The sequence below is a fragment of the Arthrobacter sp. RT-1 genome (genome assembly GCF_003367205.1).
Classification (GTDB): domain Bacteria; phylum Actinomycetota; class Actinomycetes; order Actinomycetales; family Micrococcaceae; genus Arthrobacter.
The window spans coordinates 133,255-145,870 of the sequence record NZ_QRGQ01000009.1; the positions used below are offsets into that span (position 1 = coordinate 133,255).

Sequence of the window (12,616 nt, forward strand, 5' to 3'; positions counted from 1 at the left end):
ACCGGAACGTGCTTCAGTTTCGACTGCTCAGCCACCGAAGCGGCGGTAAAATTGAGCCTAGAGGTGCATAGCGATGTCTGTGGCCCTGGCGGTCTTCCTGATCCTGCTGGGCCTGGCGTCCCTGGCTGCCATTGCCGGGACGGTGGCCCTGGTGATCCGCGACGGCCGCGGCCAGATTCCGCTGGAGCCTTCTATCCGGCCCTGGACTGCGGGGGTGCTTCCCAGCCGCCCCTACTCCACGCTCCCTAAAATCTAGCCTTTAGCGTTCGCGCTGGGGATCGCCGGGTGTGGTCTTCGCCGCCTCCACCTCGAGGAGGAGCCTGCCGTCCTCCTGGACAAGGCTGGGCTGGTAGACGTGGGCTTTGCGCTTGTAACTCAGGTAGGCGATGCAGCCGTTGGCCGAGGCCATCTTTTCAAGCATGATCTCGGAGCCAGGCACGAGGAGCTCGCCGAGGGTCCGGCCCACCGTGTTCTCCTGGCCCACTTCGTCGCCGAGCGCGGTGGTATCACGGTCTTCGATAATCCTTGCGGCGTTCACCCACCTGCCCCAGACGCCCTTGCCTTCCAGGAGGGTGGGCTCCTGGCCCAGCGGCACGGTGGCCGCGAAGTAACGGGTGTCGAACCTGCGGTGCGCGAAGTCCGGGCTGCGCCAGTTGACCAGGGACTTCAGCAGGTCGGTCCGGAGCAGGAGCCCCCGCTTTTCCAGGACCTGCGTAAACGTCTTCTCCTGTTCGGCGACGGCAATGCGGGCACGCATCCAGTCGGCGGTGGACGTGGCTTCGACGGTACTGGACATGTCCGGCCCCGCCAGCAGCACGCCCGTCTCTTCGAAAAGTTCCCGGATGGCGCCCACCACGTGGCGGCGCGCCAGCCCGACGTCGTCCGTTCCCATCTGCTCAGCCCAATGCTGCGGTGACGGGCCCAGCCACCCGACGGGGTCGTCGTCGGCGGCATCAAGCGACCCGCCGGGGAATGCAAGAACCCCCAGCGGCGAGGAACCTGGCCGGTAAGCCAGCCAGGTTTCCAGGCCGGTGGGGGAATCCCGTAAAAGGACCACGGACGACGCCAGGCGCGCAGCCCGTGGAGTCCGTTCGCCGTGTTCAAGCCAGCTGTGCGCTGCCCCTTCGAGATCCTGGGGAAGTGCAAAAAGGCGTCGGGCGAGGTGAGGCAAGGGAAGCGACCGGCCTTAGCTGAATTCGGCGATCAGTTCGACTTCCACAGGAGAGTCGAGCGGAAGGACAGCAACGCCGACGGCGGAACGGGCGTGCTGGCCTGCGTCGCCAAGGACGCGTCCCAGCAGTTCGGAGGCGCCGTTGATGACGGCGGGCTGTCCGGTGAAGGACGCCTCCGAGGAAACGAAGCCCACCACCTTGACGATGCGGGTGATGCGGTCCAGGTCCCCGATCACGCTCTTGACGGCGGCCAGTGCGTTGACGGCGCACACAGCGGCGTAGCGCTGGGCGTCTTCCGGGGAAACAGTGGGCTCGTCGGCGAAGGCCTCACTGCCCGCCGAAACCTTGCCGGTAGCTTCGAGTTTGCCGTTAATAAAGGGCAGCTGCCCGGAGGTGTAGACGTGGCTGCCGGAGATCACTGCCGGCACGTAAGAGGCCACCGGGGCAGCCACCTCGGGAAGGGTGATTCCCAGTTCGGCAAGGCGCTGCTCAACTGCGGAAACAGGGGCTGCGGCCGTGCCGGACTGGGCTTCTGCGGGGGTGCTCATTACTACTGCTTCTCCCTCTTAAGGTAGGCAACCAGGCCGTTTCCGTCAGGTCCGGGGACGACCTGGACGAGCTCCCAGCCGTCCTCTCCCCACTGGTCCAGGATCTGCTTTGTGGCGTGAATAATGAGCGGAATCGTCGCGTACTCCCATTTGGTCATGAGAGAAAGACTAGTCCTTGCCGGTAAAGTGGAAAACATGGCGACTCGTAAGAACCCCTTATTCGATACTGCCACCACCCTCGGAAAGATCCTCGTTTTCCTTGGCGTGAGTGCGATTTGTGGTGTCCTGGTAGCTGGCCTGCTGGTCCCGGCGGCCGCCGTTTCGGGCAGCGCAGCAAGCGGTTCCATCGAGTTCTTCGACACACTTCCGGCGGAGCTGAAGGTTGATCCGCCCAACCAGACCACCAGGATCCTGGCGGCTGACGGAAGCGAGATCGCCAGCGTCTACACGGAGAACCGCACCAAGGTTGCCCTGGACCAGATTTCGCCGTTCGTGAAAGAGGCTGTCATCGCCGTCGAGGACAGCCGTTTTTATGACCACGGCGGTGTGGACACCACCGGTATTCTCCGCGCGCTGGTGAGCACCGCGCGCGGCAACCGGCAGGGCGCCTCCACCATCACGCAGCAGTACGTGAACAACGTCCTCAACGCCAACCTCGCCGCCGAAGGCAACGAGGACCAGATCAAGCTCAACGGTGTCAACAAGGGCGTGGGCGACAAGCTCCGCGAGATGAAGCTGGCCATCGCCCTGGAGAAGGAGTTCAGCAAGGAGCAGATCCTTGAGGGCTACCTGAACATCGTGTTCTTCAACCGTGACGCCTATGGCATCGAAGCCGCCTCCAGGTTCTTCTTCAGCACCTCCTCCAAGGACCTGACACTCCCCCAGGCTGCGCTGCTCGCCGGGCTGGTCAACAGCCCGTCCGCGTTCGACCCCATCAGCAATCCGGAGAGCTCCAAGCAGCGCCGCGACCTGGTGCTGGGACTCATGCGGGACCAGGGCAAGATCACCCAGGCGGACTACGACGCCGCCGTTGCCACCCCCGTGGAAACCAAGGTGACGCAGCCCAAGCAGGGCTGCGCGTACGCTTCCACCGCCCCGTACTTCTGTGACTACGTGCTCCACCTGCTGGAGAACAACCCCGCCTACGGCGCGGAACTGGATGAGCGGAAGCGCCTCATCTACGGCGGCGGCCTGACCATCACCACCACCCTCGACCCGAGCGCCCAGGCTGCGGCCCAAGAACAGGTCAACGCCTCCGCCGGCGCAAACCCGGACAAGTGGGGCGCGGCCATGGTTTCCGTGCAGCCCAACTCGGGCAAGATCGTCTCGATGGCCCAGAACACCACCTTCCTGCCGGCCGAAGGCTCCTTCGACTCGCAGGTGAACTTCAACGTGGACAAGCTGGACAAGGACGGCAACGACCTCAACGGACTGGGCGGCGCACAGCCGGGCTCCACCATGAAGCCGTTCACGTTCGCCCAGTGGCTCAATGAGGGCAAGTCCATGAACACCGTGGTCAACGCCGCGCAGCGCAAGTACCCGCTGAACTTCCGCTGGCGCAACTCCTGCGGCGTGGTCACCGGCGCGTACAACACGGCCGAGAAGGGCCTCGGCGCCGCTGACGACCTGCAGAACGCAGAGCCGCAGTGGTACCGGCCCCTGTCCGTCCTTGAAGGCCTCTACAACTCCATCAACACCGTGACCTTTGCGTCCGCGGCCCAGCTGGACTTCTGCGGCATCCAGAAGATCGTGGACGCGGTGGGCCTGCATGGCGGCCTCCCGGCTGACGGCGACCCGAACCCGAAGATCAACATGTCCACGCTGGCAAACCTGCTGGGCTCCACGCAGACCGCCCCGCTGACCATGGCCAGCGCCTTCGCCACGTTCGCCAATGACGGAAAGTACTGTGAGCCCATTGCCATCACGTCAGTCAAGGACCAGACCGGGGCAACCCTGCCCGCCCAGTCCACCAACTGCCGGGACGCGATCAAGCCCGAGGTGGCCCGCGGCGTCAACTATGCGCTGCAGGAGACGCTGAACCGGGGCTCCGGCTCGCTGATCCAGCCCAGGATCTCCACCCGCACCAGCTTCCCCATCGGAGCCAAGACCGGTACGTCCAACAACAACGGCTCCACCTGGGTTGTTGGCCATACCACCGGCCTGGCAACCGCTGCCTGGTTCGGTGACGCCTTGGGGTCCCAACAGCGGCCAGGCCAGAACGTCACCGTCAACGGCAAGTTCTACCAGGGGATCGATGGTTACATGATCGCCGGGCCCATGTTCTCGAACTTCATGACCCGGATTGCCCCGGCGTACGGCACCGAGCCGTTCCCCGCGCCGCCGAGCAACTTGCTGGGCGGCGGCGGAACCACGCGGAACACCACACCCGCCACCACGGCTCCCCAGGCCACCCAGGCGCCGGCACCCTCCTCGCCGGCCGCCACGCAGCCCGCCCCTGAGCCCAGCAGCAACGGGAACGGCAACGGAAACGGGAACGGCTAGCCGCCGATGACCATGACCACCTTGGCCAGCCGCGTCCGCACCGTCGGACGCGGCTTTGCCGTCACCGCAGGAGCCGGGGCAGCCGCAGGAATGGCCGCGTTCGGCTACGGGCTCTGGGAAAAGAACCAGTTTGTCCTCCGCGAAGAGACCCTGGACATCCTGCCTCCCGGCCGGAATCCGTTTAGGATCCTTCACCTGAGCGACATCCACTTCGTACCCGGCCAGAAGAAAAAGGCGGCCTGGCTGGAATCTTTGGCCGGCCTGGAACCGGACCTGGTGGTGAACACCGGAGACAACCTCAGCCACGCCCAGGCGGTGGATCCGCTCCTGGCCGCTCTCCGCCCGCTGCTGGAGTTTCCGGGCGTCTTCGTCCCCGGCTCCAACGATTACTTCGCGCCGAGCCTGAAGAACCCTGCCACCTACCTGCTTGGCCCGTCAAAGGTGAAGCCAAAGCCCGTCCCGCTGGACTGGCCGCGGCTGCGCTCGGGCTTCGGGATGGGCGGCTGGGTTGACCTGACCAACCGCCACCAGTCGCTGGTCCTGAACGGCATGCGTTTCGATTTTTCCGGGGTGGATGACCCGCACCTGAACCGTGAGCGTTATGCAGGGTGGCCCCGCGGAACCATCAACCAGGACTCCAACGACCACCTCAAGGTGGCCGTCATCCACGCGCCCTATCAACGGGTGCTGGACCACTTCACCGAGAACGGGGCGGACCTCCTGCTCGCGGGGCATACGCACGGCGGCCAGTTGTGCATCCCGGGTTACGGTGCCCTCGTATCCAACTGCGACCTCCCCACGTGGCGCGCCAAGGGCCTGAATGATTGGCAGAACAACGGACGCACGACGCCGGTGAACGTCTCGGGCGGCATCGGCACCTCGCGCTTCGCCCCGGTGAGGATCGCCTGCAAACCCGAAGCGGTCCTGCTGACCCTCACCTCCCCCAGCTAGCGCCGGGGCCGCAGGGCCATTACGGACTGCAATAAGTGGGCAAGCACCCAAACCCGGTTCGATCCCTGTGAATCGTCTCACCCCATGGCATAGGGTAGTTGCTACGGGAAACTACATTCGATTTAGAGCTTGAGAAGCGGGCATGGCCAAGCAAACTCCATTTTTCAGATCCATCAGCCGTCTCTACCCCCATGTCCGCCCCATCATTCCCCGGCTCCTGCTGGGGCTTCTCTGCGCGCTCCTGGCCAGCGTTGTTGCCCTCGCCATCCCCCAGGTGTTGCGCGTCCTGGTCAATGAATCACTGAAGTCCGGCGGCGCCACCGAGGCGGTCTGGATGTCCGCGGGCATCATCCTGGTCCTGGGCGTGGCCGAAGCCGGACTGGTGGCCCTGCGCCGGCAGTTCGTGATCAATCCCGCCACAACCGTGGAAACCCGGATGCGGGTGTCACTTTACGGCCATTTGCAGGACCTCACGGTCTCCTTCCACGACCGCTGGGGCTCCGGCCAACTGCTCTCCCGCGCCATGACGGACCTGAACTTCCTGCGCCGCTGGATGGCCTTCGGCGCCATCATGCTGGTGGTCACCACCCTCACCGTCATCATCGGCATCTCGGTCATGTTTGCCATGAGCTGGCAGCTGGCCCTCATCTTCCTGGCCGCCGCCGTGCCCATCATGGCGTACAGCTTCCGCTTCCGGACCCGCTTCAGCAAGGTCGCCCGCCGCAGCCAGGACCAGGCCGGCGACCTTGCCACCACGGTGGAGGAATCCGTTCATGGCATCCGCGTCCTGAAAGCCTTCGGCCGGAGCAGGGAGGCCCTCGAAAACTTCAACGAACAGGCTGAGGAACTCCGGCAGACCGAGATCGAAAAGGCCCGCCACCAGGCCATGTTCACCATGGTGGTCACGCTCCTGCCCGAGCTCGCCCTCGGCGCCGGCCTGGTGGTCGGCGTTATGCTCTGCGCCAGCGGCCAGCTGGACATCGGCGCCCTGGTGGCGTTCTTCGCCACCGCGGCCGTGATGGCCTCCCCCGTGGAATTCTCCGGGATGCTGCTGGCCATGGCACTCACCGCCAAGACCGCCGTCGACCGCCACTACGAGGTGATGGACTCGGAAAACACCATCACCAGTCCCCCGGAACCGCGGCGTCCCGTCCGGCTGGCAGGCTCCCTGACGTTCCGCAACGCCTCCTTCGCGTTCGACGATGCACCGGACAAGCCCATCCTGAAGGGCATCACCCTTGACGTCCGGCCCGGGGAAACCATGGCCCTGGTGGGCATCACGGGCAGCGGCAAGAGCGCACTGATCCAGCTGGTCCCCCGGCTCTATGACGTGACCGAAGGAGCCATCACCATCGACGGCGTGGACCTGCGGGACTTCGACGTGGAGGAACTCCGGCAGATCGTGGGCGTGGCCTTCGAGGACACCACGCTGTTTTCCAGTTCGGTCCGCGACAACGTCCTGCTGGGCGCCCGCGAACGGACTGACGACGTGCTGGAAGAAGCACTCGACGTGGCACAGGCGCATTTCGCCTACTCGCTGCCAGAGGGTGTGGACACCCTGATCGGCGAGGAAGGGCTCAGCCTTTCCGGCGGGCAGCGGCAGCGGATCGCCCTGGCACGTGCCATCGCGGCCCGCCCGCGGGTCCTGGTCCTGGACGATCCCCTGTCCGCCCTGGACGTCCACACCGAGGAACTCGTGGAGACCCGCCTGCGGGAAGTGCTGAAGGACACCACCACCCTCATCGTGGCCCACCGGCCGTCCACCGTGGCCCTCGCCGACAGGGTGGCGCTGCTTGAGGAAGGCCGGATCACCGCCGTCGGAACCCACACGGAACTGCTGGCAAGCAACCACCATTACCGCTACGTCATCGCCAGCCTGGACCGGGAACCCCGTGACCTGGACTCCGAACTGTCGGCGCTTGAGGACCAGGCAGAGGAAGTCACCCGATGAGCACGGCAACGTTCGGCACGGCCAATGAGGACAACGCCCACCTCAGCAAAAGCGACAGCCGGGCAGTACGACGGCGGTCGCTCGCCTTGCTGCGCTCCCTCATCCGTCCCGTACGGGTGCGGTTCTGGCTGACCATCGCCATGGTGGTCCTCTCCCAGGCCGCGCGGGTTGCCGGTCCGGCGCTCATCGCCTTCGGCATCGACCACGCCCTGCCTTCCCTGCAGGCCGGGGATAACCTTCCGCTGGTCTTCACCGGCGTCGCCTACCTCCTGGCAGCCATCGCGACGGCGGGGCTCACGGCCCTGTACGTCACGTCCACCGCCAGGCTCAGCCAGTCCATGCTGCTGGACCTCCGGGTCAGGGTATTCCGCCATACGCAGCGGCTCAGCCTGGAATTCCACGAAAAATACACGTCCGGGCGGATCATCGCCCGGCAGACCTCCGACCTTGAAGCCCTGCGTGAGCTCCTTGACTCGGGCGTGAGTTCGCTGGCATCGGGCCTGCTGTTCATGATCTTCACGGCCGTCACCGTTTTCGCCCTGGACTGGCGCAGCGGGCTGCTGGTCCTGGCCGCCGGCGTTCCCATGTTCTTCCTGGCCCGCTGGTACCAGAAGCACTCCCAGATTGTCTTCCGGGAATCCCGGGTGGTGTCCGCCCGGCTGATCGTGCACTTTGTGGAAACCATGACCGGCATCCGCGCCGTCAAGGCGTTCCGCAAGGAGAAGGAAAACGCGGAAACCTACGGGCAGCTGGCCGAGGAATACCGGCAGGTGACCGTCCGGTCCATCAACCTCAACGGCATCTTCCAGCCCGGGCTGGTCCTGATCGGCAACGTATGCGTGGCCGTGGTGCTGCTGTTCGGCGGCTTCCGGGTACTCACCGGCGACCTTGCTGTGGGAGTGCTGCTGGCACTGATGCTTTCCACCAAGCGCTTCTTCCAGCCGGTGGACCAGATGGCCATGTTCTACAACTCCTTCCAGAGCGCCCAGGCCGCCCTCGAAAAAGTCTCCGGCCTCCTCGAGGAGGTTCCCACGGTGCGGCCGCCGAAGAACCCTGTTGCGTTGAAGAGTGCCCGGGGGGAAATCGACTTCCGTGGCGTGGAGTTCCGCTACGGCGACGGGCCCGTCGTCGTCCCCACCCTGAACCTGCACATTCCGGCCGGCCAGACCGTGGCGCTGGTGGGCCAGACGGGCGCCGGGAAGTCCACGCTGGCCAAGCTCATTGCCCGCTTCTACGATGTGACATCCGGTTCGCTCACCCTTGACGGCGTGGACCTCCGGAACCTCAGCACCACGGACCTCCGGCGGAACATCGTGATGGTCACCCAGGAAGCTTTCCTGTTCAGCGGTTCAGTGGCAGACAACATCGCCCTTGGACGCCCGGAGGCGTCCCGCGCCGAAATCGAGGAAGCCGCCAAGGCGGTGGGTGCCCACGACTTCATCCTGGAACTTCCCGAGGGCTATGACACGGACGTGAACAAGCGCGGTGGCCGGGTGTCCTCAGGCCAGCGGCAGCTCATCAGCTTTGCCAGGGCCTTCCTGGCACGCCCGGCCGTGCTGATACTGGACGAGGCCACCTCCTCCCTGGACATACCCTCCGAGCGGCTGGTGCAGAGCGGGCTGGCCCGCCTGCTCGCCGGCACCGATACCGCCGGCAGGACTGCGCTGATTATCGCCCACCGGCTGTCCACCGTTGAGACCGCGGACCGGGTCCTGGTGGTTCACGACGGCCGTATCGTAGAGGACGGCAGCCCCGCGGACCTTATCGGCGGCGGCGGGCGCTTCGCCGACCTGCACGGCGCCTGGAAGGATTCGCTGGTCTGAGCCTGTTGGTTACGGGCAGGCAGACATGCAGGCCACGGTTAGGCTATGAGAAACCTGCCTGTCCAAGGAGCACCCATGGAGTCACCCAGCCCGCTGCTGCCGCGCGGCCCGCTGTCCGAAAAGGTGGCCGAAGTCCTGCGCGAGCGGATCATCTCGGGCGAGCTCCCGCCGGGCGGGCGCCTGAATGAACGCGAGCTCGCCGCGGAATTCGAGGTGTCCCGGATCCCGCTGCGCGAGGCCCTGCCCCTGCTCGAGGCTGAAGGCTTCATCACCACCGCTCCTCGGCGCGGGGCAGTGGTCCATACATTCACCTTGCGGGACGCCGAGGAAGTCTTCGACCTGCGCATGCAGCTGGAGCCATTGGCCGCTGCCTGCGCCGCCAGGAGGGTGGCTGCCGGAGCCGATGCCTCCCCACTGCTTGAGGCCCTGGAGTATGCGCGCAGCGGGACACCCGGTGAGGAATCGTCCGGCCGCAACTCGGACCTCCATGAACAGATCGTCCTGCTGGCGGACCACCACCTGCTCCGGCGCATGACCAGCCTGATGAACGGACGGGTCCGCTGGCTGTTCCGGCTGACACCCGAGCGGGACACCCAGGCCATGTGGCGGGAACACGAGGAACTGGTCCTCGCCATCACCTCCGGCCAGGTGGCGCTCGCTTCCGCACTGGCCACCGCCCACGTTGAGCGCGGCCGCTCCGCGTCCCTCCCCGGCCTCGCCGAACGCCTGCCGAAGGAGCCGGTGGCGCGCCGCCGGCGCCGCTGATGAGAATGGCGGCGGCCAGGATTTCACATCGGGACCCGGGATCGGCTATCCTTGTAAAGTTGCTTTCGCAGCGGATCGGGATGTAGCGCAGCTTGGTAGCGCGCTTCGTTCGGGACGAAGAGGTCGCAGGTTCAAATCCTGTCATCCCGACCATAACGAAAAGAGGGTCTCCTTGCGGAGGCCCTCTTTTTGTGTTTCGCTTTGGTCTCGCTCACGCACTGTGATCGGTCCATTGACAAAAAATAACCCCGGAGCAGAAGCTCCGGGGTTATTTTCATGCCTCCTGTTTAAGGGGTGCTGTTACATCGGGTCAGGCCAGATACCCGTGTACGTGGTGTAGGTGGTGTCGCTGCTCTTCTTGTCCTTGCCCTGCTTGGAGGACATGGGATCGGGCCAAATACCTGTTGCTGACGAGATACCCGAGGTGTCGGAAACGGAACCTGCGGAGAGGGTGGCCGGAGCCACCGCGGAGAACGCCAAAGCCCCAGCCAAGACAGCCGCGGCGGCAATCTTTTTGAACATGTGAGTTCCTTAATGCGAGTCGGATTCGTTACAAAGCCAGCACAGCCCTTGTTGACATACATTGTAAAATGTTTTCCACAGGGCTTGTCAAGCCTTGCGAAAGGAACTGTCCCCATCAGGACCAGAAGAGGAGGAGTGCCGTGGGCAATGGATTCGGGGAAAAGCTCCGTGCGGAACGACTGGAGCGTGGACTGACTCAGGCCGAGTTGGGCAAGGACCTGTACTCCCCCAGCTACATCTCGCTTCTCGAAACCGGACGCCGGGAGCCGACAGCCGAGGTCATCGAGGAACTCGCCCGTCGCCTGGACCTGGCACCCAAAGCACTGGAAGCCTGGAGCCAACCCATCTCAGTCAGCGATGCGGAATATGTCCTGGCAGGTCTCTACGCCCGCCAGGCCTGGGACCTTCGTGACTATCCGCTGGCTGCAAGCCATGCTGCTACGGCTGCACAGATCGCCCTCGAAGGCCGCAACACCAGCGCCTGGTGGAACATGACGTACATGCAGGCGGAATGCCTGCTGAAACACGATGACTTGCAGGAATGCCAGCAGATCGTGGAACGCCTGCTGGAACATCCCATGGCAAGGGAGTCCGCAGGACTGGGTGTCCGGGCCCGCCAAATGCTGGCCACGGTTTTCCAACGTCAAGGCAAGCTGTCACTCGCAGTGGACCAGGCCCTGGAAGCAGTGCAACTTTCGGAACAGCTTCCCGGAAATTCCACAATCATCGTGGGTGCCCTCCGCGCCCTGATAGCAGCCCTGGCGGAAAGCGGACGGCTGGATGACGCTTGGAGCTACTGCGAGATCATGAGTGACAAAGTGGATGAAGCGTCCATGTCCCAGCTCGCCGGCGAAGTAGCCTGGGTTATCGGAAATGTCGCCTTTATCCGGCACGACTATGCGGAAGGCGTCAAGCACCACGAACGTGCGGCCAAGCTGCTGTCGCCGGCGAACGACATTGAATTGTGGGCCCGGTTCAACAAGGCTTCGGCCACCGTGAGGCTGACGGCAGGCATCGTGGAACCGGAAACGCTCTCTGCCATCGAGCGTGCTGAACTCGCTTTTTCGATTGTCAGCGGCACTAAGGGCGACGCATTGGAAGTCGCCTTCATCCGCGCCCGGTGGCTGTACCTGACCGGGGACATCGTCGCCGCCGTCGAGAAGCTGCGCGAAATCCACGCTGAACGCAACGCCCTCGCCAAGCACACTGCCGGTGAAGTTTCGCTCCTGCTGGGCAAGTCCCTCAAGGCAGCGGGCGAGCCGGACGAAGCCCTGGTGCACCTGCAGGAAGCGCAGAAAGCCTTCAGCGCAGCCGGTGCCGGGGACCGCGTCCAGCAGGCACTGGACGCGGTCCTGGAAATAAAACTGGCCCAAAAGCGCGCGGCAGCCGCCGCGAAGGCCAGCTAGCTACAACGCCGTTCGCCGGGAGCAGCTGGGGCTCCGTCAGGCGAAGGTTTTCCCGGTGATTTTCTCGTAGGCCTCGACGTAGCGGCTGCGGGTACGCTCAACAACCTCAGCAGGCAGCGCCGGTGGCGGCGTATCAGAGGACCTGTCCCAGCCCGATTCCGCCGATGTCAGCCAGTCCCGGACATACTGCTTGTCGTAGGACGGCTGCGCCTGGCCCGGCTGGTAGGTGGCGGCATCCCAGAACCGTGAGGAATCCGGCGTCAGCACCTCGTCGCCGAGGGTGATGGAGCCGGAGACGGCGTCGTAGCCGAACTCCACCTTGGTATCGGCGAGGATGATGCCGCGCTGCCGCGCAATGTCTTCGGCCGTCGTGTAGATCTTCAGCGTCAGTTCCTTGAGCCGGCCGGCGATGTCATCCCCCACTATGGCCGCCACGGCATCGTAGGTGATGTTCTCGTCGTGTTCGCCCACTTCGGCTTTGGCCGACGGCGTGAAGATGGCCTGCTCCAGCCGCGAGCCGTCAACCAGGCCCTCGGGCAAAGGAATGCTGCACACCGTTCCGGACGCCTTGTATTCCTGCAGGCCGGAACCGGTGAGGTAGCCGCGTGCGATGCATTCCACCGGGAACATGTCCAGCTTCTTGCAGATCATGGCACGGCCCTCAACCTCGGCCGGCACGCCGTCCTCCACCGTGGAGGCCAGCACATGGTGTTCCACGTCCAACTGGTCGAACCACCAGAGGCTCAGCTGCGTGAGGATGCGTCCCTTGTCCGGAATCTCGCTGGCCAGCACATGGTCGTAGGCGCTGATGCGGTCGCTGGCGACCACCAGGACGCATTCCTGGCCAATCCGCTGCTGGATGGATTCGTCGGCCGGTTCGTAGAGGTCCCTCACTTTGCCCGAGTAGACGTGCTTCCAGCCCGGCAGGTCGAGTGCTGTGGTGCTGAAGCCGCGGGGGGCTGGTGTTTCCGTCATG

At 64.8% G+C, this 12,616-nt stretch carries 12 protein-coding genes and 1 tRNA gene; 8 read left to right on the top strand and 5 right to left on the bottom strand.

Annotated features, from left to right (window positions below; translation table 11 throughout):
• Nucleotides 1-73: 73 nt before the first annotated feature.
• On the top strand, nucleotides 74-256 hold the full coding sequence (locus DXK94_RS10060; RefSeq protein WP_258868511.1) for a hypothetical protein: 183 nt from the start codon (nucleotides 74-76) through the stop codon (nucleotides 254-256).
• Between the two features lie 3 nt (nucleotides 257-259).
• Here DXK94_RS10060 and DXK94_RS10065 read toward each other — a convergent pair whose 3' ends face one another.
• From DXK94_RS10065 to DXK94_RS10075, 3 genes are read right to left on the bottom strand one after another with little or no spacing between them, the layout of a single operon-like run.
• A complete protein-coding gene (locus tag DXK94_RS10065; RefSeq protein ID WP_115524855.1) occupies nucleotides 260-1,171 on the bottom strand; it encodes an NUDIX hydrolase in 912 nt (303 codons plus the stop codon).
• Between the two features lie 15 nt (nucleotides 1,172-1,186).
• Nucleotides 1,187-1,720 (bottom strand): RidA family protein, encoded by a 534-nt coding sequence (locus DXK94_RS10070; protein ID WP_115524856.1) that lies wholly within the window; start codon nucleotides 1,718-1,720, stop codon nucleotides 1,187-1,189.
• A 2-nt stretch (nucleotides 1,721-1,722) separates the two neighbouring features.
• A complete protein-coding gene (locus tag DXK94_RS10075; RefSeq protein WP_009359196.1) occupies nucleotides 1,723-1,878 on the bottom strand; it encodes a DUF4177 domain-containing protein in 156 nt (51 codons plus the stop codon).
• 37 nt (nucleotides 1,879-1,915) lie between these two features.
• Between DXK94_RS10075 and DXK94_RS10080 the strand changes: the two genes are divergently transcribed.
• The 6 genes from DXK94_RS10080 (at nucleotide 1,916) to DXK94_RS10105 (ending at nucleotide 9,865) form a co-directional block, all read left to right on the top strand.
• Nucleotides 1,916-4,222, top strand: coding sequence for a transglycosylase domain-containing protein (locus DXK94_RS10080; RefSeq protein ID WP_079597581.1), 2,307 nt, complete (start codon nucleotides 1,916-1,918; stop codon nucleotides 4,220-4,222).
• A 6-nt stretch (nucleotides 4,223-4,228) separates the two neighbouring features.
• The gene (locus DXK94_RS10085; RefSeq protein ID WP_115524857.1) at nucleotides 4,229-5,173 is read left to right on the top strand and encodes a metallophosphoesterase; all 945 of its coding nucleotides are present in this window, start codon (nucleotides 4,229-4,231) and stop codon (nucleotides 5,171-5,173) included.
• 142 nt (nucleotides 5,174-5,315) lie between these two features.
• The gene (locus tag DXK94_RS10090) at nucleotides 5,316-7,124 is read left to right on the top strand and encodes an ABC transporter ATP-binding protein (protein WP_115524858.1); all 1,809 of its coding nucleotides are present in this window, start codon (nucleotides 5,316-5,318) and stop codon (nucleotides 7,122-7,124) included.
• A complete protein-coding gene (locus DXK94_RS10095; RefSeq protein WP_115524859.1) occupies nucleotides 7,121-8,947 on the top strand; it encodes an ABC transporter ATP-binding protein in 1,827 nt (608 codons plus the stop codon). The genes DXK94_RS10090 and DXK94_RS10095 overlap by 4 nt, the downstream gene beginning before the upstream one ends.
• Before the next feature lie 75 nt (nucleotides 8,948-9,022).
• Complete coding sequence (locus DXK94_RS10100) at nucleotides 9,023-9,712, top strand: GntR family transcriptional regulator (RefSeq protein WP_181884791.1); 690 nt, start codon at nucleotides 9,023-9,025, stop codon at nucleotides 9,710-9,712.
• Nucleotides 9,713-9,788: 76 nt separating this feature from the next.
• A tRNA-Pro gene (locus DXK94_RS10105) sits at nucleotides 9,789-9,865 on the top strand.
• Nucleotides 9,866-10,012: 147 nt separating this feature from the next.
• On the opposite strand, the gene DXK94_RS10110 is transcribed toward DXK94_RS10105, so the two are convergent.
• On the bottom strand, nucleotides 10,013-10,234 hold the full coding sequence (locus DXK94_RS10110) for a hypothetical protein (RefSeq protein ID WP_079597586.1): 222 nt from the start codon (nucleotides 10,232-10,234) through the stop codon (nucleotides 10,013-10,015).
• A 140-nt stretch (nucleotides 10,235-10,374) separates the two neighbouring features.
• Here DXK94_RS10110 and DXK94_RS10115 point away from each other — a divergent pair, with 140 nt between their 5' ends.
• The gene (locus DXK94_RS10115; protein WP_115524861.1) at nucleotides 10,375-11,640 is read left to right on the top strand and encodes a helix-turn-helix domain-containing protein; all 1,266 of its coding nucleotides are present in this window, start codon (nucleotides 10,375-10,377) and stop codon (nucleotides 11,638-11,640) included.
• Nucleotides 11,641-11,676: 36 nt separating this feature from the next.
• Here the strand turns inward: DXK94_RS10115 and DXK94_RS10120 are convergent, their stop codons facing one another.
• Complete coding sequence (locus DXK94_RS10120; RefSeq protein ID WP_115524862.1) at nucleotides 11,677-12,615, bottom strand: phosphoribosylaminoimidazolesuccinocarboxamide synthase; 939 nt, start codon at nucleotides 12,613-12,615, stop codon at nucleotides 11,677-11,679.
• Nucleotide 12,616: the final 1 nt, after the last annotated feature.

What these genes read in the sequence shown, in the direction of transcription:
- DXK94_RS10060 (WP_258868511.1), top strand. Translation starts at nt 74, where the DNA reads ATGTCTGTGGCCCTGGCGGTCTTCCTGATCCTGCTGGGCCTGGCGTCC.
- DXK94_RS10070 (WP_115524856.1), bottom strand. Translation starts at nt 1,720, where the DNA reads ATGAGCACCCCCGCAGAAGCCCAGTCCGGCACGGCCGCAGCCCCTGTT.
- DXK94_RS10075 (WP_009359196.1), bottom strand. Translation starts at nt 1,878, where the DNA reads ATGACCAAATGGGAGTACGCGACGATTCCGCTCATTATTCACGCCACA.
- DXK94_RS10080 (WP_079597581.1), top strand. Translation starts at nt 1,916, where the DNA reads ATGGCGACTCGTAAGAACCCCTTATTCGATACTGCCACCACCCTCGGA.
- DXK94_RS10085 (WP_115524857.1), top strand. Translation starts at nt 4,229, where the DNA reads ATGACCATGACCACCTTGGCCAGCCGCGTCCGCACCGTCGGACGCGGC.
- DXK94_RS10090 (WP_115524858.1), top strand. Translation starts at nt 5,316, where the DNA reads ATGGCCAAGCAAACTCCATTTTTCAGATCCATCAGCCGTCTCTACCCC.
- DXK94_RS10095 (WP_115524859.1), top strand. Translation starts at nt 7,121, where the DNA reads ATGAGCACGGCAACGTTCGGCACGGCCAATGAGGACAACGCCCACCTC.
- DXK94_RS10100 (WP_181884791.1), top strand. Translation starts at nt 9,023, where the DNA reads ATGGAGTCACCCAGCCCGCTGCTGCCGCGCGGCCCGCTGTCCGAAAAG.
- DXK94_RS10110 (WP_079597586.1), bottom strand. Translation starts at nt 10,234, where the DNA reads ATGTTCAAAAAGATTGCCGCCGCGGCTGTCTTGGCTGGGGCTTTGGCG.
- DXK94_RS10120 (WP_115524862.1), bottom strand. Translation starts at nt 12,615, where the DNA reads ATGACGGAAACACCAGCCCCCCGCGGCTTCAGCACCACAGCACTCGAC.